The 20,015-nt window shown below is 65.4% G+C and carries 16 protein-coding genes; 3 read left to right on the top strand and 13 right to left on the bottom strand.

The window, feature by feature from the left end:
* Positions 1 to 133: 133 nt before the first annotated feature.
* The 10 genes from DB032_RS24390 to leuC all read right to left on the bottom strand — a co-directional run bounded on the left by DB032_RS24390 (position 134) and on the right by leuC (position 12,502).
* Positions 134 to 2,626 (bottom strand): FimV family protein, encoded by a 2,493-nt coding sequence (locus DB032_RS24390; protein ID WP_199225832.1) that lies wholly within the window; start codon positions 2,624 to 2,626, stop codon positions 134 to 136.
* Positions 2,627 to 3,061: 435 nt separating this feature from the next.
* Positions 3,062 to 5,353: a FimV/HubP family polar landmark protein gene (locus tag DB032_RS06415; RefSeq protein ID WP_233246658.1), complete on the bottom strand. Its 2,292-nt coding sequence runs from the start codon at positions 5,351 to 5,353 to the stop codon at positions 3,062 to 3,064.
* A 218-nt stretch (positions 5,354 to 5,571) separates the two neighbouring features.
* Complete coding sequence (locus tag DB032_RS06410) at positions 5,572 to 6,582, bottom strand: aspartate-semialdehyde dehydrogenase (RefSeq protein WP_107798734.1); 1,011 nt, start codon at positions 6,580 to 6,582, stop codon at positions 5,572 to 5,574.
* 152 nt (positions 6,583 to 6,734) lie between these two features.
* Positions 6,735 to 7,847 (bottom strand): aspartate-semialdehyde dehydrogenase, encoded by a 1,113-nt coding sequence (gene asd, locus DB032_RS06405; protein ID WP_107798733.1) that lies wholly within the window; start codon positions 7,845 to 7,847, stop codon positions 6,735 to 6,737.
* A 180-nt stretch (positions 7,848 to 8,027) separates the two neighbouring features.
* Entirely contained in the window at positions 8,028 to 9,092 is a 1,065-nt protein-coding gene (gene leuB / locus DB032_RS06400) for a 3-isopropylmalate dehydrogenase (protein ID WP_043592101.1), read from the bottom strand.
* Between the two features lie 13 nt (positions 9,093 to 9,105).
* Positions 9,106 to 9,417 carry a hypothetical protein gene (locus DB032_RS06395; protein ID WP_107798732.1) on the bottom strand — a complete coding sequence of 104 codons (312 nt, stop codon included), beginning with the start codon at positions 9,415 to 9,417 and terminating at the stop codon, positions 9,106 to 9,108.
* Complete coding sequence (locus tag DB032_RS06390; protein WP_107798731.1) at positions 9,414 to 10,193, bottom strand: class I SAM-dependent methyltransferase; 780 nt, start codon at positions 10,191 to 10,193, stop codon at positions 9,414 to 9,416. The genes DB032_RS06395 and DB032_RS06390 overlap by 4 nt, the downstream gene beginning before the upstream one ends.
* 13 nt (positions 10,194 to 10,206) lie before the next feature.
* On the bottom strand, positions 10,207 to 10,845 hold the full coding sequence (leuD, locus tag DB032_RS06385) for a 3-isopropylmalate dehydratase small subunit (protein ID WP_107798730.1): 639 nt from the start codon (positions 10,843 to 10,845) through the stop codon (positions 10,207 to 10,209).
* A gap of 93 nt (positions 10,846 to 10,938) precedes the next feature.
* Positions 10,939 to 11,076, bottom strand: a complete 138-nt coding sequence (locus DB032_RS06380) for an entericidin A/B family lipoprotein (protein ID WP_081544472.1) — start codon at positions 11,074 to 11,076, stop codon at positions 10,939 to 10,941.
* Between the two features lie 19 nt (positions 11,077 to 11,095).
* Complete coding sequence (gene leuC / locus DB032_RS06375) at positions 11,096 to 12,502, bottom strand: 3-isopropylmalate dehydratase large subunit (RefSeq protein WP_107798729.1); 1,407 nt, start codon at positions 12,500 to 12,502, stop codon at positions 11,096 to 11,098.
* Positions 12,503 to 12,672: 170 nt separating this feature from the next.
* On the opposite strand from leuC, the gene DB032_RS06370 reads away from it, so the two are divergent.
* Positions 12,673 to 13,452, top strand: coding sequence for a helix-turn-helix transcriptional regulator (locus tag DB032_RS06370; RefSeq protein WP_107798728.1), 780 nt, complete (start codon positions 12,673 to 12,675; stop codon positions 13,450 to 13,452).
* 117 nt (positions 13,453 to 13,569) lie between these two features.
* A complete protein-coding gene (locus DB032_RS06365) occupies positions 13,570 to 14,406 on the top strand; it encodes a hypothetical protein (protein WP_107798727.1) in 837 nt (278 codons plus the stop codon).
* 226 nt (positions 14,407 to 14,632) lie between these two features.
* Here DB032_RS06365 and DB032_RS06360 read toward each other — a convergent pair whose 3' ends face one another.
* On the bottom strand, positions 14,633 to 15,181 hold the full coding sequence (locus DB032_RS06360) for an ankyrin repeat domain-containing protein (protein ID WP_107798726.1): 549 nt from the start codon (positions 15,179 to 15,181) through the stop codon (positions 14,633 to 14,635).
* Between the two features lie 494 nt (positions 15,182 to 15,675).
* On the opposite strand from DB032_RS06360, the gene DB032_RS06355 reads away from it, so the two are divergent.
* Positions 15,676 to 16,110, top strand: a complete 435-nt coding sequence (locus DB032_RS06355) for a hypothetical protein (RefSeq protein ID WP_107798725.1) — start codon at positions 15,676 to 15,678, stop codon at positions 16,108 to 16,110.
* Positions 16,111 to 16,199: 89 nt separating this feature from the next.
* Here the strand turns inward: DB032_RS06355 and DB032_RS06350 are convergent, their stop codons facing one another.
* Both DB032_RS06350 and DB032_RS06345 read right to left on the bottom strand, forming a co-directional pair.
* Positions 16,200 to 17,465 (bottom strand): nitronate monooxygenase, encoded by a 1,266-nt coding sequence (locus DB032_RS06350; protein ID WP_107798724.1) that lies wholly within the window; start codon positions 17,463 to 17,465, stop codon positions 16,200 to 16,202.
* Positions 17,466 to 17,717: 252 nt separating this feature from the next.
* Positions 17,718 to 19,727, bottom strand: a complete 2,010-nt coding sequence (locus DB032_RS06345; protein WP_107798723.1) for a M13 family metallopeptidase — start codon at positions 19,725 to 19,727, stop codon at positions 17,718 to 17,720.
* Between the last annotated feature and the right edge of the window lie 288 nt (positions 19,728 to 20,015).

Genomic DNA, 20,015 nt, shown 5'->3' with positions numbered 1-20,015 from the left:
GATGACGTTTGCTGCGAACGCACGAGAAAAGCGCCCAACCGCGGCATAAGACGCCGTCGAAGCAAAACGAAAAGAGGCCGGCTCGCGTCAAGCGCGGCCGACCTCTTCCATGCGCGCGGGCGCGACCGGCGCTTTAGCGGCCGGCCTCCTTCATCAAGGCGTCCGCGGTTTCCTTGTCGCCCATCTCCAGATACAGCTTGGCCAACTCCATTTTCTCCTCGTCCGGGCTCGCCGCGGCTGCCGGCGCGGGCGTCGGCGCTGCCGCGACGGGCGCGGGTGCCGGTGTGGGCGCTGCCGCGACGGGGGCCGCGGGAGCGGCCACAGGCGCAGGCTCGGCGGCCGCGGGCGGCGGCGCATCCGCCGCCGGCTCGGGCTTGGCCTGGGCGAACAGCGGATGGCCTGGCGCGACGGTCTGGCCGATTTCGCACACCCTCATCCATAAGGTGCTGTCCTTGCCGAACACGCCCTTGGCGGTGGTGGCCTCGGCGATGAACATCTGCTTGTCCTGCTGGGTGGACAAGACTTCCAGCAATTTGTAGCGCAAATCCTGCCGCATCGGCTCGTGAGCCAAGCCTTCGCGCAGAATCTCCAAAGCCTGGTCGTCGCGGCCGTAGGCCAGGTAGACATCGGCTTCGGCCACCCGGTCCACCGAGGACAGGTCGATGCCGTCGCCCTTCTTCAAGGAGCTCATCAAGGTCGTCAACGGCCCCAACATCGACGCGCCCGCCGCCGTGCCGCTCAAGGCTGGCGCGGCGGGCTCGTCCTTGCCGCCGCCCTTGCGTTTGCGCCGCGCCAGCAGCAAGGCCACCAGGCCCAGCGCCGCCGCGGCCCCGCCCAGCTTCCAGCGCATGGACTCGTCGGACAAGGCCGCGGCCAATTCGTCCGTCCAGCCATTGGCCGCCGCCGTGACCGGCGTAGCCTTGCTGTCGACGGGTTTGGCCGGCGGCGGCTCGTGCTGAGCGGCCGCTTCGACAACCGGAGGCTTCTCCGCGTGTTCCGCCGTCGCCGCCTGCGGCGCGGACGCCGCCGCGACCGGCATGGAACTGACGGCCGCCACCTTGGGTTCCGGCTTGGGTTCCGGCTTGGTCTCGACCTTGGGCTCCGGCGCGGACTCGGGGCCGGGCTCTCTTTCCGCCGGCGCTGGGGCCGGCGCGGCCTTGGCCGCCGCCTGGCGCTGGTAATCCTGGATTTTCTGTTCCAGCGCCTTGGCCCGCTGCTCGGCTTGCTGCAGGGCCTGGTCTTGCCGCTGCAGCATCTGCTGCAAATGCCTCTCCTGCTGCGACGGCGCGGCCGCTTGCCTCGGGGCTTCCGCCGCCGGAGCCGGTTTGGACGCTTCCTTGGCGACAGGCGGATGCGCCGGCGCGAGCGGAGCGGCCGGCTTGGCCGCCGATTTGGCTTCTACGGGTTTGTGCTCCTGAGGTTTGGATTCCGGCGGCTTGTGTTCCTGCCGCGCGGCTTCCGGCTGCTTGCGTTCCGGGGGCTTCTGCGCCGGAGGCTGATGTTCCTGCGGCGCGCGCGCCTGGGGCTTGCTGTCTTGCGGCGCGCTTTTCTCAGCCGCGCGGGCCTCGGGCGAAGCCGCCGGCCGCTTAGGCTCCGCGGCGCGGGCGGCGCTCTGGCCGCGCAGTTGCCACTCCGATGGATATTCCAGCGCCACGCCGGCGCGCAGGCGGTTGGCGTCTCCGGCGATGAAGGCCTCGGGATTGCCTTGCAATAGTTGCTGCGCCACCGCGCCCGACTCCCCGCCGCCGCGCACGCGGCTGGCGATGCCGGACAGCGTATCGCCCTTGAGCACCCGGTACACTTTCAAACCCTGCGTCTTGGCGACGGGGGCCGGCTTGACCGCCGAATGGGGGTCCAGCAACACCGAGTAGTTTTTCTGCGCCTTGAGCTTGCCCGCCGCCACCTCCAGCCGGAAGGCCAGCATCGGCTCGGTCACCGGCTGCTCGGTGCGCAATTGCACATTAAAGCGGCCCTTGGCCACTTTTTCGACGTGGGGCACGATGGAAGCCACCAGGCGCACTTGCTGGGCGTTGGGCTCGCCCTGAGCCGCCACAGCGAACAAGGCCAGCCGCGGCGGGTCCGCCTGATCCAAGGCGCTGCCCTGCAAAGTCAGCTCCAACAGCAAGGGTTCGCCCAGACGGGAACGCAGGCGGGCGTCGCTCAGGCCCAAGGAATCCAGCCGCGGCGAGGCGTCGACGCCGGCCAGCGGCTTCTTGCCCTCCTCCCGCGCCGGCGCGGGCTTGTTGCGCGGGCCGTCTCGCCGATAATCCACTTCGAACTCGCGCACCAGCCGGCCGGCCGGCCAACTCAGATCCACGGCGAAGCGCAGCAGCGGCTCCGGATAACTGGCGGCGCCCTTGACCTGGATTTTCTGAACATTGCCGTCCGGTTTACGGACGATGGAAAACTGCAGGCTGCCGGCGGAACCGCTATAAGTGGACAACAGCGGATAGCGGTTGCGATCCGCCAGGCCCACCAGCACATTGTCGGAGGGCTCCTCGTCCACCACCGGAATTTCCGCCAGGAAAGGCTCGCCATCGGCGGACAACACCCGGATCGGCCCCAAGCCGGCCGTAGCGGCCGCCGCCAGACCAAGACCGGCCAGCAGCGACGCGATTTGACTCATGCGTGTCTTGAAAGACATGAACGAATTTCCCCACCCTCATTCTTCGAAGCCGCCGCGCCGCTTGCCTTGGCCGGCAGCCGGGTCTCGACAGGCCCTTATAACGTTTTAATTATTGCAACGAAACTATACAACAACCACTTAGCGAGGATAAATCGGGCATCCCCGCCTCATTGCATCCAGGCAATGGCCAAAAAAGCCACACATTTTCCGGTTTTTCGCCTAAAAACCACGCACTGGCGCGAGATCGTCAAGCGGCGGGAGGAGTGACTCCATCCCGCCGCTCATTGCCTTTGAAGCCGCCCCATGTCCGCAGCGCCGCGTCGGACGTTCACGACGAGCGCCGCTTCGCAATCCTCATGCGCCAAGCGGACACCCGCTTTTTCAGCCGTTTTCGCCTTGGCTCGCGAGACATTGAACCGGCTCTCAGCCTCTATCTCAGGCGCTGATCGTGGCCAGCAAGGCCTCGGCCTCCGCCTTGAGCGGCCCCTGCGCCTCGGCGATCAAATCCTGCAATACTTCTTTGGCGCCGTCGCGGTCTCCCATGTCCAGATATACCTTGGCCAGGTCCAGCTTGGTGGCCAGCGGGTCGTCCAGCACCGACATGCCTTCGGCCTGCGCCGCCGCAGGGGCTTCCGCCTCGGCGGCCGGCGTTTCCGCCAACATGTCCTCGTACAGGGACTCGAAGCCCGCGGGCGGGGCCGCTTGCGGCGCCGGCGCTTCCGCTGCGGCCGGCGCTTCCGCCGCCATGCCTTCCAGATTGAAATCGAAGTCCAGCAAATTGTTTTCCGCCGGCGCTGGCGCCGCTGGCGCGGGCTCCGGCTTGGATTCGGCCGCGGGCGGCGTCAGTTCCGTGTCCAGATCGAAATTGAGCAGATTGGCTTCCTCCGCCTTCTCCTCCTCGGCCTGGGGTTCGGCGAACAGCGCGGCCAAGGGATCGTTCTCGGGCGCGGCCGCTTCCGGCGCGGCGACCGGTTCAGGCGCGGCGGCCGGCTCCGTCGGCGCGGCCTCGGGCTCGCCGAACAATTCCCGGTCCAGATCGATGCCGCCCGGGGGCGACGTCGGCGCGGGCGCGGCTTCGATGTCCTCGCCCTCGCCGTCCGACAAGTACAAAGAGTTGGTCGGGTCTATCGAGCGCCCCATCGCCGCTGCCTTGGCCCAGATCGGTCCATGGCCGTCGAAGGTGGCGTGCATTTCCCGCGCCAGTTTCTCAAAGCTGGCGACGTCCGGCCGCGCCGCGTAGATCTCCATCAGCTTCAGCCTGACTTCCTGGCGCGACGGGTCTTTGGCCAGCGCGTCCTTGAGGATGTCCTCGGCCTGCACATCGCGGCCGTAGGCGATGTACACCTCGGCTTCCGCCACCGGGTCGACCTCGGCCGCGTCGATGGCGCCGGCCGCCTGGGTGAAGTTGCTCATGAAGGAATGGCCGCCGCCCACCGACGGCGGCTCCATGCCGGAAGACGCGCCGCGGCTCAGGGCGGCGCTGGTATTGTTGGCGGACAGCGACAAGGGCTTGCCGCCCTTGCGCCGGCGCGCCAGCAGCAGGCCCAGAGCGCCCAACAGGCCCAGGCCGGCCACGCCGCCGCCCACCAGCGGCAGGTGGTCTATCACTTTATCCAGCAGCGAAGGTTCCGGCGGCGGAGGCGGCGCCGCCGGCTTGGCCGCGGGCTTATGCTCCGCCGGGGCGGGCTTGGCCGCGGGCGCCGGGGCCGGCGCGCTGGCGGCGTGCGCGGGAGCGCTGGCCGCCGCCGACTCGGCCGCGGCCGGAACGGCACTGGGACTGGAGCTGGGCATGGCCGGCAAGGGCTTGCCGGCCTGCAAGGCCTTCAATTGTTCTTCCAGCGCGCTGATGCGCGCCTCCGCGTTTTTCAGCGCCTGCTCGCGCGCCGCCACTTGCTGCTCGAGATCGGTCAGCTTGCCGCCGCCCGGCTCGCTGGGCACCAGCTTCAGCACATCGGAGCCGGCCTTGGCTTCGCCCGCCGGCGCAGCGGGCTGGCCGCCCAGAATGCTGGCCACCTGAGCGGCGCTCAGGGCTTTGATCTTGCGGCTGGTCGGCACTTTCAGCACCGCGCCCAGCTTGAGGCGGCTGACGTCGCCGTCGACAAAGGCGTCGGGGTTGGCCTGAGCCAGCGCGGCCATGGTCTGGTCCAGCGTGGCGCCGCGCGGCCTCACCTTGCCGGCCAGGCCGCGCAGGGTGGAGCCGGACTTCACTTTGAGAATGCCGGGCTGCGGCCGCGCGATGGGCGCGACGTTGCCGCGGTAGCGGCTGGACAGATTGTTGTCGGCGTAGCTGGGCACATCCTGCACAATATTGGCGGACGGCGAGGCCATAGAGTAATTGCTGGGGTCCAGCAGCACGGTGTACTCGCGCACCGCGCGTCCCGACGAGGTCTTGGCCTCCACCACGAAGCGCAGATAGGGGTCGTTGATGGGGCCGGAAGAACTGATGCGTATCATGGCGCCGCGCGAGCTGGGCGCCACGCTGAAGCGGAGCATATTGAGCACCGTGGCGTAATCGACGTTCAAATCCTGAAACGTATCCGCCCCGGCCAGCCCTATCCTCGCGCTCTCCAGTTCCGCCGCCCTTACCCCGGTCAATTCGATATCGGCGCGGAACGGCTCGCCCAGATTGGACCTGACGTTGATTTTCCCCAGCCCTGCCCAGGCGCTGGCGGAGCAGGCCAAAGCCACCGCCAGAACGCCGATTCTGATTTTTGCCTGATGTGTCACTGTCAACCTTCCGGCACGGTTTATCTTGATTTTATTTGCGCTGGCCCAGCGGGCGCAGACGGTAACTGTTGCAATCTTAGGCCCTGCGGCTGTTTTTAGCTAGATTTCATAATGACGCCGTTTACCCGCGATTTCCGCCGCAGCCATGAAACAGGGCGGCACTCTCGCGAATGCCGCCCTCTGTCCGCGCGATGCGCGGCTTCACCCAAACCGCCGGATCAGATCAAGCCATTCTGCTTTAACAGAGTTTCGGCGATATTCACGCAATTGAGCGCGGCGCCGGCCTTCACATTGTCGGCGGCCAGCCAGAAGCTCAGCGTCCGGCCCTTGCCGCGCAGGCGGCTGACCCACACCGCCTCGTTGCCGGTGGCTTCCATCGGCGTCACATAGCCGCCCAGCTTATCCGCGGCCACCACTTGCAAGCCTGCCGCAAGCAGACGTTTGCGCGCTTGCTCCATGTCAAATTCATGTTCGAATGCCGCGTTCACCGCCCAGGCGTGGCCAAAGAACACCGGCACGCGCACGCAGGTGGCCTCCACTTGCAGCTGCGGCAGATCCAGCAGCCGCGTGAGCTCGCGCTCCACCGAACGCTCTTCCTCGGACGCGCCGTCCGCGTCCAGCGCGCCGATCTGCGGCAATACGTTGAAGGCGATGCGCTTGTCGTAGACCCGGCTTTCGGTCTCGCGCTGGGAGAACAGCGCCGTGGTCTGGTCCGCCAGCTCTTCCATCGCCGCCTGGCCGCTGCCGGACACCGATTGATAGGTAGCCACCGACACGCGCTGCAAGCCCAACGGGCGCAGCGCCGCCAGCGCCAGCGCCAGCGGCGTTACCGTGCAATTGGGCGCGGCGGCCAGCGCGGCTTCGCCGGCGTCCGCCAGCAAGGCGCCGTTGATGGCGGGGATCACCAGCGGCACGCTGTCGTCCTCGCGGAAGGCGGAGCTGAAATCCACCACCGCCGCGCCAGCCGCGCGCGCCAGCGGCGCGTACTCGCGCGCCAGCTCGCTGCCGGCCGCGAAGATGGCCAGCGCCACGTTTTCAAAGGCGAAACCGTCGATGGGATGCACGTCCAGCTCCAGATTGCCGTAGGCGGCGGTCTCGCCTTCCTTGTCCGCCGCGTCCACGGCAAAGACCCGGCCAACGGGCAATTGGCGCTGGGCCAGCAGTTCCAGTACCGCCTGGCCCACCAGGCCGGTGGCGCCGACTACGGCGAGCTGAATAGAGTTCGACATCGCTTTACTTTCTCAATCAATCATTGCAAACAGAATACCGCACGCAAAAAAGGGCACCTCAGTGCCCTTTTCAACTAGGCCGCGCGTTTGACGCGCGGCTCGGCAGTAGGTGCTCGCCAAGGCGAGCCCCAGGCTGCCGCCATTCTACCCTGTCAGCGCTCGATCAGGATACGCAACATGCGACGCAGCGGTTCGGCCGCGCCCCACAGCAGTTGGTCGCCCACGGTGAAGGCGGACAGGTATTCGCCGCCCATCGCCATCTTGCGCAGGCGGCCCACCGGCGTGGCCAGCGTGCCGGTCACCGCCGCCGGGGTCAGCTCGGCCATCGAGGCCTCGCGGGTATTGAGCACCACTTTGGCCCAGGGATTGGCGGCGGCCAGCATGGCTTCGATCTCGTCCAGCGGCACATCGCGCTTGAGCTTGATGGTCAAGGCCTGGCTGTGGCAACGCATCGCGCCCACGCGCACGCACAAGCCGTCCACCGGCACCGGGTTGGCGGAGCGGCCCAGGATCTTGTTGGTTTCCACGCCGCCCTTCCATTCTTCTTTGGATTGGCCGTTGCCCAGGTCCTTGTCTATCCAAGGGATCAGGCTGCCGGCCAGCGGCACGCCGAAGTTCCGGCAGGGGAAATCGTCCGCGCGCAGGAAGTCCGACACTTTGCGGTCGATGTCCAGAATGGCGGACGCCGGGTCCGCCAGCAGGCCGGACACCTGGGCATTGATCGCGCCCATGCCGGACAGCAGTTCGCGCATATTCTGCGCGCCGGCGCCGGAGGCGGCCTGATAGGTCATGGAGGTGGCCCACTCCACCAGATCGTTCTGGAACAGGCCGCCCAGCGCCATCAGCATCAGCGACACGGTACAGTTGCCGCCGACGTAATCCTTGACGCCGCGCGCCAGGCCCTGCTCGATCACCGCTTTATTGACCGGGTCCAGGATAATGATGGCATTGTCTTCCATGCGCAGCGCGGAAGCCGCGTCCACCCAGTAACCGTTCCAGCCGGCGGCGCGCAGCTGCGGATAGACTTCATTGGTGTAATCACCGCCCTGGCAGGTGACGATCACGTCCATGGTCTTGAGTTCGGCGATGTCCTTCGCGTCTTTCAGCGTCGGGGCGTCGCGGCCGATGTCGGGGGCTTTGCCGCCCACATTGGAGGTGGTGAAGAACACCGGCTCGGCGATCACCGCAAAATCGTTCTCTTCGCGCATGCGCTGCATCAGCACGGAACCCACCATGCCGCGCCAGCCAACAAAACCTACTCTCACTGGGTCTCTCCTGGTATCTGTCTGTCAAATCGTCGCGCCCGCCTGTGCGGCGGGCGGCTGTAATGTTGTCACCCCATTGTGCAGCGCGATAAAGCGTCAGGCAATGGGGTATTTCGTTTTTATTGTATTCAAATCAGAACAGACGGTTCGCCCGGCGCAAGCCGGGCGGACCACTGCCATTTACAGCGCCGACACCACCGCATCCCCCATCGCCGAGCAGCTGACCTTCTCGCAGCCGGCCTCGTAGATGTCGGCGGTGCGCAGGCCGCGCGCCAGCACGGTTTTCACCGCATTTTCCACCCGCTGCGCCGCGTCTTCCAGGCCGAAGGTGTAGCGCAGCATCATCGCCGCGGACAGGATGGTGGCCAGCGGATTGGCCAGATTCTGCCCGGCGATGTCCGGCGCCGAGCCGTGCGAGGGCTCGTACAGGCCCTTGTTGTTTTCGTCCAGCGAGGCCGACGGCAACATGCCGATGGAGCCGGTCAGCATCGAAGCCTCGTCCGACAGGATGTCGCCGAAGATATTGCCGGTCACCATCACGTCGAACTGCTTGGGATTGCGCACCAGCTGCATCGCCGCGTTGTCCACGTACATATGGGACAACTCCACCTGCGGATACTCCTTGGCCACGTCTATCATCACCTCTTTCCAGAACTCAGTGGTTTCCAGCACATTGGCCTTGTCCACCGAGCACAAGCGCTTGTCGCGCTTCATCGCGATGCCGAAGGCGACATGGGCGATGCGGCGCACCTCGCCCTCGCTGTAGCGCATGGTGTTGTAGGCCTCGCGCTCGCCCAGCTCGTTGACGGCGATGCCGCGCGGCTGGCCAAAGTAAATGTCGCCGGTCAGCTCCCGCACAATCATGATGTCCAGGCCGGACACCACTTCCGGCTTCAGCGTGGAGGCGTTGGCCAGTTCCGGATACAGGATGGCCGGGCGCAGGTTGGCGAACAGGTTCAAATCCTTGCGGATGGCCAGCAGGCCGCGCTCCGGCCGCAGCGGACGCTCCAGCTTGTCGTAGGCCGGGCCGCCCACCGCGCCCAGCAGCACCGCGTCGGATTCGCGGCACAGCTTCTGGGTGAACTCCGGATACGGCTGGCCGAAGGCGTCGTAGCCGGCGCCGCCCAGCGGGGCCTGCTCGGTTTCGATCGGCAGGCCGTCCTTGCGCAATACTTCCAGCACGCGCTGAGCCTGAGCGATGATTTCCGGACCGATGCCGTCACCCGGCAGAATGGCGATTTTCATGGTGTTTTCCTTTTCAGTCTTGAGGACCGCGCCGGGTCAGCCGCTCCACCAGCGCCCGCTCGCAACATTTGAATACGATATAAGCCGCCATCGCGGCATAGCCGGACGCCAGCAGTTCCAGCAATTGGCGCAACGCGCCGTCCATCGCCGCCTGCCAGCCGGCGTCCAGCCACAGCTTGAAATTCAATTGCAACAACAGGGCCAGATTGACCGTGCCCGCGCCGAACACCAGAAAGCTCAAGCCCAGCAGCGCGAAGGCCCAGCAGGGATGGCGGTGCAGCCAGGCCATCGCGCCGCGACGGCCGTCGCCGCGGGCGGCGTTCATGTTCTGGCCCACAACACCATCACGTCGGCGCTGAAACTGCCGTCCGCCTCGATGGCGAAATAATCGCGCACCTCCCGGCCCATGCGCTGCTGCAGCAGGCGGATGGCCGCGGCCATCTCCGGCGGCGTGCGCATGCGCGCGGTCCAGGCGTCGAAGGCCAGCCTCAGCCGCTGGCGGCGCAGGCTGTCCACCGCGAAACCGGCCTCGGCCAGCATCGCCAGCCATTCTCCGGCGCTGTAATCGCGCACGTGGCTGGAATCCCGCAGCACCTCCACCGCCTGCAGATGCGTGTCCAGCAAGGGCTGCCCTGGAGACATCACGTCGATCAGCGCCAACCGGCCGCCCGGCTTCAGCACTCGCCGCGCCTCGCGCAGCGCCAGGCCCACATCGCCCCAGTGATGGGCGGAATAGCGGCTGAACACCAGATCGAAATCGCCGTCGGCAAAAGGCAGCCGCTCCGCCGCGCCCTGGCGCGTGCTCAGATTGTCCAGGCCGCGCCGGGCCGCTTCCGCCGCCACCACCTCCAACATGGCGGCCGACAAATCGTAAGCCACCACCTCCCGCGCCGCCTCCGCCACCTGAAAGCCCACATGGCCGGCGCCGCAGCCCAGGTCCAGCACCCGCGCCGCGCCATGCTCCGCCGCCGCTTGGCGCAGCTCGGCGAACTCCGCGCCTTCCGCATGCACCTGGCTGCTCAGATAGGCGGCGGCCTGGCCGCCGAACTGCTGCTCCACGTGCTGCTTATGCGCGTGGCCGCCCTGCTGTAGCGCGCTCATCGCCGGCCGCCGTTCAGGCGAACAGCCACGGCTGCTCGCCGCGGCGCTTGGCTTCAAAAGCCTTGATTTCGTCCGCGTGCCGCAAGGTCAGGCCAATCTCGTCCAGGCCGCCCAGCAGGCAGTGCTTGCGGTGCTCGGTGATGTCGAAGGAGAACACCTGCCCGGCCGGCGTGCTCACCGTCTGCGCCGCCAGGTCCACGGTCAGTTGATAGCCTTCGGCGGCCGCGCATTCGCGGAACAGCCGATCCACCGCGTCCGCCGCCAGCACGATGGGCAGCAGACCGTTCTTGTAGCAATTGTTGAAGAAGATGTCGGCGAAACTGGGCGCGATCACCACGCGGAAGCCCTGGTCGTCCAGCGCCCACGGCGCGTGCTCGCGGCTGGAGCCGCAGCCGAAATTCTCGCGCGCCAGCAACACCTGCGCGCCCTGATAGCGCGGCAGGTTGAGCACGAAGTCCGGGTTCAGCGGCCGCTTGCTGTTGTCCATCCCCGGCTCGCCGTGATCCAGGTAACGCCATTCGTCGAACAGATTGGGACCGAAGCCCGAGCGCTTGATGGATTTCAAGAACTGCTTGGGAATGATGGCGTCGGTATCCACATTGGCGCGGTCCAAGGGACAGGCCAAACCGGTCAGGGTGGTAAATGCTTTCATCGTCAATGCCGTTTCCGGGCGCTAGCGCCCGCCTTCATTTAGAGAGTGCGAGGAGACAACCGCCCCGGCGGACGCCGGGGGCGGGCCGCCGCATCACATTTTGTTGGACACGTCCTTGGCGGCGTTTTCAATCGCCTGCCCGCCCTTGGACACGTCCTGGCCCACGCCCTTCACCGTATTGCAAGCGCTCAGGGTCAGCGCGGCCAGTACCAACAACAGCAGTTTTTGCATGATTCTCTCCTTGGAACGGTTACAACGAACGCACATCGACGAAATGACCGGTGACGGCGGCGGCCGCCGCCATCGCCGGGCTGACCAGATGCGTGCGGCCGCCCTGCCCCTGACGGCCCTCGAAATTGCGGTTGGACGTGGACGCGCAACGTTCGCCCGGCAACAGGCGGTCCGCGTTCATCGCCAGGCACATGGAGCAGCCCGGCTCGCGCCACTCGAAGCCGGCGGCCAGGAACACCTGGTCCAGACCCTCGGCCTCCGCCTGCGCCTTTACCAGGCCGGAGCCCGGCACCACCAGCACCTGCTTCACATTGGCGGCCTTGTGGCGGCCCTTGGCCACGCTGGCGGCCTCGCGCAAATCCTCGATGCGGCTATTGGTACAGGAACCGATGAAGACGATGTCCACCGCGATGTCGTGGATGGGGGTGTTGGCCTGCAAACCCATATAGCTGAGCGCGCGCTCAATGCCGCTTTTCTTCACCGGATCGCTTTCCCGCGCCGGGTCCGGCACCGCGCCGTCGATATCCACCACCATCTCCGGCGAAGTGCCCCAGGTCACTTGCGGCAGAATGTCCTCGGCGCGCAGCACCACTTCCGCGTCGAATACGGCTCCCGGATCGGAACGCAAAGTGCGCCAATACGCCACCGCCTGCTCCCACTGCTCGCCTTTAGGCGCAAACGGCCGGCCTTTTACATAATCGATGGTCTTCTGGTCCGCCGCCACCATGCCCGAACGCGCGCCGGCCTCGATCGCCATATTGCACAAGCTCATGCGGCCTTCCATCGACAAGCTCTCGATGGCCTCGCCGGCGAACTCGATCGCATAGCCGGTGCCGCCGGCGGTGCCGATCTTGCCGATGATGGCCAACGCCACATCCTTGCCGGTGATGCCGTGGCCCAGCTTGCCGTCCACCCGCACCAGCATATTCTTGGATTTCTTGGCCACCAGACACTGCGTGGCCATCACATGCTCCACCTCGGAGGTGCCGATGCCATGCGCCAGCGCGGCGAAAGCGCCGTGGGTGGACGTGTGGCTGTCGCCGCACACCACCGTCATGCCCGGCAGCGTGGCGCCCTGCTCCGGCCCCATCACGTGGACGATGCCCTGGCCCTTGTCCTTGAACGGGAAGTACGCCAGCGCGCCGAAGGCCTTGATATTGGCGTCCAGCGTTTCCACCTGCTGGCGCGAGATCGGGTCCTTGATGCCCTCGTCCCAATGATCGGTGGGCGTGTTGTGGTCCGCGGTGGACACCACCGAATCCACGCGCCACAGCGGGCGGCCCGCCAGCTTCAGCCCCTCGAACGCCTGCGGGCTGGTCACCTCGTGCACCAGGTGGCGGTCGATGTACAGCAAGGCCGTGCCGTCCGCCTCCTGGCGCACCACGTGGCTGTTCCATAATTTGTCGTACAAGGTCTGTGCGGTCATGGTGTTTGCTCGAATCCGGTTATTCAACTTGAGACTGCCGCCGGCGCCGCGGGTTTCCGCGCGCCGGGCACAAGGCTCTGCTCCGTGGACTTATCTTGGAGCCAAACTTTCCCGGCAACAAGCCAGTTGCTTATACTAGTAGCGATACTAATACCCAGAGCCCTACGCCCATGACCGCCAGCAAAGACAGCGCGCCGCTGGGCCAATTCATCCGCGCCCACCGCGAGCGCCTGAGCCCGGAACAAGCCGGCCTGCCGCCCGGCCAGCGCCGCCGCGCCAAAGGCCTGCGCCGCGAAGAAGTGGCTGCGCTGTGCGACATCAGCACCACCTGGCTGACCTGGATAGAACAAGGCCGCACCCAATCCGTGTCCGCGCCCACCCTGGCCCGGCTGGCCGAGGCGCTGCGCCTGACCGCCGCCGAGCGCGACTACCTGTTCAATCTGGCAGGCCTCAAAGACCCGGAACCGGAATGGCGCGGCCCGTCCGAACAGGCCAAGGCGCTGTTAAAGCAGGCCACCGCCCATATCGATTCCCCCGCCTACGTGCTGGACGCCGAATGGCGCGCCGTGGCCTGGAACCCGCCGGCCCAAAGGCTGTTCCGGGACTGGCTGGGCCGGCCGGACGCCAGCCGCAGCCTGCTGGACTTCATCTTCCTGGCCCCGGAAGCGCGCAGCTTCATCGACCAATGGGCGGAGCGTGCCGGCCGCATCGTCGCAGAACTGCGCGCCGATCTCAGCCCGCGGCTGAATCAGCCCGCCATGGCCGCGATGATTGCGGCGCTGGAGGCGAAAAGCCCGGAATTCCGCCAATACTGGCAACAGCAGGACGTGCAAGGCCGCGAAGGCGGCAGCCGCGTGTTCCACCACCCCAGCGCCGGCCGCATCGAGCACCAGCAAATCACCCTCAAACTGGCCCAGGCGCCGGAGTACAAGCTGGTGATGCTGCTCTGAGCGCATGCCGGGGACATGACCAATTCTTTATATTGAGCTTTCCCGGGCTTGGGCACACTGCGCCGCATCCCAACCACGGCGGCGGCGCACGCCACCGCCCTTGCTCAGGAACGCCCAATGAAAATAAGCAACGACATGCCCAGCCGCATCCACCCCCGTGGCTGCGCCGATCCGGACACCCCGCCGCAAACCGCGCTGGCCGCGGACATCCGCAGCGCGGTCAATAATAGCGAACGCCCGTCCAGCGTCGGCCGCGCCAGCCCGCGCGGCGCGCAGCCGGCCGAAGCGCTGCGCCGCCTGGCCCCGGACACCCTGCAAGCCGCTCTGGCGCAATCGCAACGCCAGTTCAGCCTGTGGCTGGCCGGCCGGACGCAGGAAGACGCCCACAACCTGCTGCGCAACTACTACACCTCCATGCTGCACGACCATATCGACAGCAGCGCCGAAGCCACCGTCAAGCAATGCCTGCCCCAGGCGCCCAGCAGCCGCTTGGCGGAACAGGCCAAGCACTACCGTGCCTTCATCATAGACAGCGCCGCCGCGCGCTTCCCCAGCCAGGCGGAATACTTCCGCAAGCAAGCCGGCCCCAGCCTGCTCAACAACCACCTCAGGGCCATCAGCACCAAGACCGGGCTGAACGACAAAAACCCGCAACACCAGGCGGCGCTGAAACAACTGGTCGAACACTGCACCGTCCAGCTCTCCAACAGCCTGCAACAGCTCAGCCCGCTGACGCTGCGCGACACCCTGGAACAAGCCCGCTGCGACTACCTGCGCAGCCACGCGCCCGAGCACGCCATGTCCGAACACGCCGCGCCCAAGCCGGAACAGGACCGCCTCGCCCCGCTAGCGCAGGCCGAAGCACTCCTCCGACGCGGCAAGGGCAAGCGGTTCCAGTCTCACCGCGATTCGCGCCAGATCAACTTCAGACGGATGACCGGCTCCGCGGCTTAAGCGCAGCCCAGAACCTGTTCAAAGTGCGGCACTCACCGTCTCAGAGCCAGTTCAAAGTCTCGCGAGCAAGAGCGAGACAAGGCGAAAACAACAGAGAAAGCGGAATGTACATACGGTACATGAGCATTTCGAAGGTGTTTTCAACGCCGTATCGCCGAAGCGCGGCAGACTATGGACAGGTTCTCACGACGCGCAGCGGGCTTTGAACAGGTGACCCAAACCGCGTTCACGATCCGCCCAAGGCCCGCAACATCGCCGGCCGTTGGGCCTTGGGCAGCTTGGCCACATAGTCCCGCGCCGACTGATCGTATTTGTCCCTGTCCTCCAGCGAGGCTCCGTGCTTGAGCAGATCGGCCACCAGCTGCGGCGCGCCGCTCAACACCGCCGCCATCAGCAGCGACATCTGCGAAAAGCGCGTCGATACATTCACATCCGCGCCATGCTCCAGCAGCAGCTTCGCCGCCGGCGCATTGCGCGCCTCCGCCGCGTAGAACAGCGGCGTCTTGCCGTCGTAGACATCCGCGTTCACATCCGCGCCGGCCGCCAACAAGGCCGCCACCGCCGCCGGACGGCCACTCTGGATCGCGTACACCATGGCCGAGCTGGCGCCGTTGTCCAGGCCCTGGTTCAAATCACAATGATGCTGCCGCGCATACTCGACAATCGCCTGCTCCGAACCACGCAGCACCGTCTTCCAGTCCTGCTCCGAGCACGCCGCCGACGCCTGCGCGCAGACCACGACCAGCGCCACGCCGGCCAAGCCTCTCAATCGCATGGTTCCCCTCCCAATTGGCTAAGAACCTGTTCAAAGTCTGCTGCGCTTCAGCGATACGGCGTTAAAAACGAGCTCAAAATGCTCATGTACCACGAGTACATTCCGCTTTTTCGCTCGTTTTCGCCTTGTCTCGCCCTTGCTCGCGAGACTTTGAACAGGCTCTAAAAGCCGCCACTATAAGCGCAAGCCCGCCGCTTGGCATCCCCGCGCCCTTGACCCGGCCGGCCCGCGCCGCCACAATCATCCGCGTGCCGGCCTACATCCGGCACTGGGACTGGAACCCCAAAAACTTCACTCTCAGCGAACGGGCCGCTTTGCGGCCCTTATTGTTCGCTGCTTGAGCACGCCCATATGGCGGGCGCAGGCTGCGGGAACGGCTTCGGCCGTGCCGAGAGGAGAGTGAATCGGTGTTCCAGTCCCGTGGTCTTGCGCCCGCCTCCCGACTGGAACCGAGAAGCGGGGACATCATGCACACTCTCATAGGAGTATTCCTAATGTCCCAAGCACTTCCCCCGCGCCGTCATTACCGGCCTAAGCCTCACGAAACCCAGGCCACGCAACTGCCCTTCGTCCGCTACCTGCCGCAACGCGGTCAGCCCCACCATTGGCAGATGCCCCCCGCCGACGACTATGTCGACGCCTGCGCCTACGGCCGTGAATGCGCTGCCCACCTGGCCCAGTACCTGAAAGACAATCTGGAACGCCACAACAGGGGCCTGCTCGGCAAGATCGCCTACGACATCGACTTCCGCGATCCTCACCATGCCCGCGGCTATTGGGTGGGGTTTTTCAACTACGCGGAGCAGTTGATGGTGCTGGGCGCGCTGCGCTGCGACGTCTTCCAGCACGTGGACAGCGTGCACGCGATGCAGCGCGCGCTAATCGCCAAAACCGAGCTGGAAGGCAAAACGCCCGGCCGCAATAGCTAAGACGTAAAAAAAGCGGTGCGCCGAATTGGCGCGCCGCTTTCATATTCAGACGAAATCGCAGATTTCGGCCTCTAGTTAAGGCCTTCAACTCATGCCACCACCGGGCTTTCCAGCTCCGGCAAGGCGATTTTGTGATCCTTGCTGTATTGGTAGTCGTGGAACACGTGCTCGGCGCTGAGCAGTTGATAGCCGCCGTCTTCGCGCCGGACTGTGGTGTCTTTGAGACGATAGGCGTTGTGGCCGCAGGTCCAGCAATCGAAATTGCGCATCTGCGTGCACAAACAGGTCTTGTCCCACACCTTGATGCGGCGCTCGCCGGGGTGGGCGGCCACTTCGCGGTTATAGGCCTCGATATAGGAACAGCCGCCCTTGGCGTCCAGCAGATAGCCGTAGGCCTCGCAATTGGGCCGGATGCCGTCGCCGATGGCCGGACAGTGCTTGATCATCCGCATCGGATAGCCGGTGGGCGACAGCTGGTTGACTTCGATGTCGTCCTCGTTGGCCTTGAAGTATTCCTGCTGCACCTTCTCCGGCAAGCCGCATTCGCGCGCCACGGTGAAGCGGGTGGCCACCTGCACCGCGCCGGCGCCCATCTCCAGGAAGTTGGTCGCATCGCTGCCGGTGAACACGCCGCCGGCCGGAATCAGCGGGATGTCCAGTTGTTCCGCCCGCAGCCAGTCGCGGATTTCCACGACGATGGCGGCCAGATCGTATTGCGCCCAGTCCATGCCGAAGCCGAGGTGGCCGCCAGCCAGCGGGCCTTCCACCACCACGTAGTCCGGCAAGCGGCTGCTGCGCGCGCTCTTTTTCAGGAAGAGCTGCAGGGCGCGCAGCGAGGAGACGATGATGCCGAGTTTGGCGTCGCGAAAGCGCGGATGGTCTTCCATCAGCGCGAAGGAACCCAGGTGCAGACCGGCGGCCAGGGTGATGCCGTCGATGCCGGCGTCCAGCGCGGCGTGCATGCGCGTGCGCAAGGTTTCCTTGGGCGCGTTCATGGTCAGCTTTTCCATGCAGTTGATGAAGACCAGGCCGTCGCCGCGTTTGGCTTCCATGGTCTTGCCCACATGCATGCGGGTGGCCTCGGCCAGCAGGCCCAAGTCGAACTGCACGACGGATTTGTCGCTGTTCTCGACATTGAATTTGTACTGCTTGAGCTTGTCTTTGACGTATTTGGTGTTGAAGCGGCGGTCGGTCACCGTGGGCACCATGGCGTCGGAAATATGGCCCACGCCGCCCAGCCTGGCCGCTTCCAGCGCCAGCGCCGAGGTGGAGATGTCCACGCCCATGCCGCCTATCATGATGGGCACCAGCTCCTGCTTGCCCAGCCGCAGTCTGAAATCGTCAACGCACTTCATTAAATCAGCCTATCTCTCCTGAATGCTGGCGGGCATTATCCCCCCGCATTGTGGGAAAATCCATTTTTTTAGAGTTTTTGCTCCGAGCTCTCGGCCGGGGCCGAGACCGCCAGGCCGCAATCTGGCCTTTAGCCCGCCCAAGCCACTATGCGCCCGCCAGATTGCAGCCGTGCTACGCGCCTGCCATTGAAAAAGCCGGGAGACCCCGGCTTTTTCCAGCCCGCCGACGCGCGGCGGGCATTGCGCCGGCGCTTACCAAATGCGAATGCGCTCGTCCTGGGGCTTGAACATCTTGTCGCCGGGCTTGACCTCGAAGGTTTCGGCGAAGGCGTCGCTATTGCTCGCCGCGCCGATGGCGCGGAACTCCCCCGGCGAATGCGGATCGGTCACCAAACGCGACAACAAGGCCTCGTCGCGAATCTTGGTGCGCCACACTTGGGCGAAACCGTAGAAGAAACGCTGGTCCCCGCTCATGCCGTCTATCGTCGGCGCGCGCTTGCCGTCCAGGGACAGCAGGTAGGCTTTGTAGGCGATTTGCAGGCCGGCGTTGTCGGCGATGTTCTCCCCCAGCGTCAGTTCGCCGTTGATATGCTTGCCCGGCAAGGGTTCGTAGCCGCTGTACTGCGCCACCAGCTTGCCGGTCAGCAGGTCGAAACGGGCCCGGTCTTCCGCCGTCCACCAATTGCGCATATTGCCGTCGCCGTCGAACTGGCTACCCTGATCGTCGAAACCGTGACTGATTTCATGGCCGATCACCGCGCCGATGCCGCCGTAATTGGCGGCGTCGTCCGCCTTGGCGTCAAAGAACGGCGGCTGCAGAATGGCGGCCGGAAACACGATTTCGTTCAGCGACGGATTGTAGTAGGCGTTGACGGTTTGCGGCGTCATCCCCCACTCCTCGCGGTCCACCGGCTTGCCCAAGCGGGCCAGCATGCGGCGGTATTCGAACATCGAGCCGCGCTTGATATTGCCCACCAGATCGTCCCGCTTGATCTCCAGGCCGCCGTAGTCTCTCCACTTGTTGGGATAGCCTATCTTCAGCATGTATTTGGACAGTTTTTCCTGCGCGGCCTTCTTGGTGGCCGGGCTCATCCAGCTGAGCGTGTCTATGCTCTGGGCGTAGGCCTTCATCAGATTGCCCACCAGCGCTTCCATCTTGGCCTTGGACTCCGGCGGGAAGTAAGCCTGCACATAGAGCTTGCCCAGGGCTTCGCCCAGATTGCCCTCCACCGCCTTCACCCCGCGCTTCCAGCGCGGCTGTTGCTCCAGCGTGCCGGCCAGCGCCTTGCCGTGGAAATCGAAACGGGTTTGCGCCAGGACGCCGTCCAGATAAGGCGCGTAGGCGTCCAGCGTCTGCGCCGTCAGATAATCCTGCCAGTCTTGCAGCGGCAACGCGGCCGCCAGCTTGGCCCAGGCTTCTGCATAGCTGGGCTGATTGACGTTGACGGCGCTGACGCCGCCGGCTTCGGCCGCGTCCAGGAAAGCCTGCCAGTCAAAGCCCGGCGCCCGCTTTTTCAGCTCGGCCACGCTCATCTTGTTGTAAGTCTTTTGCGGGTCCCGGTTCTGCACCTTGCTCCACTGGGCTTCCGCCAGCTTGGTTTCCAGCGCGAACACGCGCTGGGCGCGCTGCTCCGCGTCGGCGTAGCCGCCCAGCTTAAATAGCTTAACCAGATAGGCGCGATAGGCCTGGCGCGCCTTCTCGAAGCGCGCGTCCTTGCCCAGATAGTAGTCGCGGTCCGGCATGCTCAGGCCGTTCTGATACAGGCCGGCCAGGTATTGGCGCGCGTCCTTGGCGTCCGCTTCAACGTAAAAAGCCAAGGGCTGTTGCACGCCCAGGCCCTGCGCCGCGCCCATCCAGGCCGCCAAGGCGCTCTTGTCCTTCAAGGCGGCGATGGCCGTCAGTTCGCCGCGCATCGGCGTCAGGCCCAGCTTGTCCAGCGCGGCCTCGTCCATGAAGCTGTGATACAGATCGCCGATCTTTTGCGCCTCAGCCGACGCCTTCGGCTTGGCGGCGGCCTCCTCTATCAGCTTGCGGCTGCGCTCCAGGCTCAGATCGCGCAATTGCTTGAAAGCGCCGTCATTGTCTTCGGACGCCGGCAACACCGCGTGCTTGACCCAGGCGCCGTTGACCGCGTGATAGATATCGTCTTGCGGACGCACCGCGCTGTCGAAATGCTGTTTGTCGATGCCGGACACGGCGCTGGCTTGCGCTTGCCAAGCCAGCAACAGGCTGGCGGCCATCAGGGCTAACTTCATTTTCATCGGGGTTCCTTTCACTCCATTTCTCTGCGGCCCTGTTTTCCTTGTTTTGGTTCCGGTGAAAATGCCGGGCCGGCTCGCAATTGCGAAATAAAGGCAGCCCGAAGGCTGCCTTTTCCTCACAAAGGGTCAAACATCAATTTCATGACAAAGACAATATATGGATCAAGACAAGTTATATAAAGCGTGCCTTGGCCGGACTCGCGGGCTCACTGCACAAACTGCTCGGAGCCCACGATGCCCAATTTAGTCACCCCCAAACGCTGAGATTCCGCCAGCACCATCGCCACC

This window comes from Chromobacterium sp. Panama (genome assembly GCF_003052555.1).
GTDB lineage: Bacteria > Pseudomonadota > Gammaproteobacteria > Burkholderiales > Chromobacteriaceae > Chromobacterium.
This window is presented reverse-complemented; position numbering and strand designations above follow the sequence as displayed.

Coding starts and splice junctions, on each gene's coding strand:
- DB032_RS24390 (WP_199225832.1), bottom strand. CDS start 2,626: ATGAGTCAAATCGCGTCGCTGCTGGCCGGTCTTGGTCTGGCGGCGGCC.
- DB032_RS06410 (WP_107798734.1), bottom strand. CDS start 6,582: ATGTCGAACTCTATTCAGCTCGCCGTAGTCGGCGCCACCGGCCTGGTG.
- leuB (WP_043592101.1), bottom strand. CDS start 9,092: ATGAAAATCGCCATTCTGCCGGGTGACGGCATCGGTCCGGAAATCATC.
- DB032_RS06395 (WP_107798732.1), bottom strand. CDS start 9,417: ATGAACGCCGCCCGCGGCGACGGCCGTCGCGGCGCGATGGCCTGGCTG.
- DB032_RS06390 (WP_107798731.1), bottom strand. CDS start 10,193: ATGAGCGCGCTACAGCAGGGCGGCCACGCGCATAAGCAGCACGTGGAG.
- leuD (WP_107798730.1), bottom strand. CDS start 10,845: ATGAAAGCATTTACCACCCTGACCGGTTTGGCCTGTCCCTTGGACCGC.
- DB032_RS06380 (WP_081544472.1), bottom strand. CDS start 11,076: ATGCAAAAACTGCTGTTGTTGGTACTGGCCGCGCTGACCCTGAGCGCT.
- leuC (WP_107798729.1), bottom strand. CDS start 12,502: ATGACCGCACAGACCTTGTACGACAAATTATGGAACAGCCACGTGGTG.
- DB032_RS06370 (WP_107798728.1), top strand. CDS start 12,673: ATGACCGCCAGCAAAGACAGCGCGCCGCTGGGCCAATTCATCCGCGCC.
- DB032_RS06365 (WP_107798727.1), top strand. CDS start 13,570: ATGAAAATAAGCAACGACATGCCCAGCCGCATCCACCCCCGTGGCTGC.
- DB032_RS06360 (WP_107798726.1), bottom strand. CDS start 15,181: ATGCGATTGAGAGGCTTGGCCGGCGTGGCGCTGGTCGTGGTCTGCGCG.
- DB032_RS06355 (WP_107798725.1), top strand. CDS start 15,676: ATGTCCCAAGCACTTCCCCCGCGCCGTCATTACCGGCCTAAGCCTCAC.
- DB032_RS06350 (WP_107798724.1), bottom strand. CDS start 17,465: ATGAAGTGCGTTGACGATTTCAGACTGCGGCTGGGCAAGCAGGAGCTG.
- DB032_RS06345 (WP_107798723.1), bottom strand. CDS start 19,727: ATGAAAATGAAGTTAGCCCTGATGGCCGCCAGCCTGTTGCTGGCTTGG.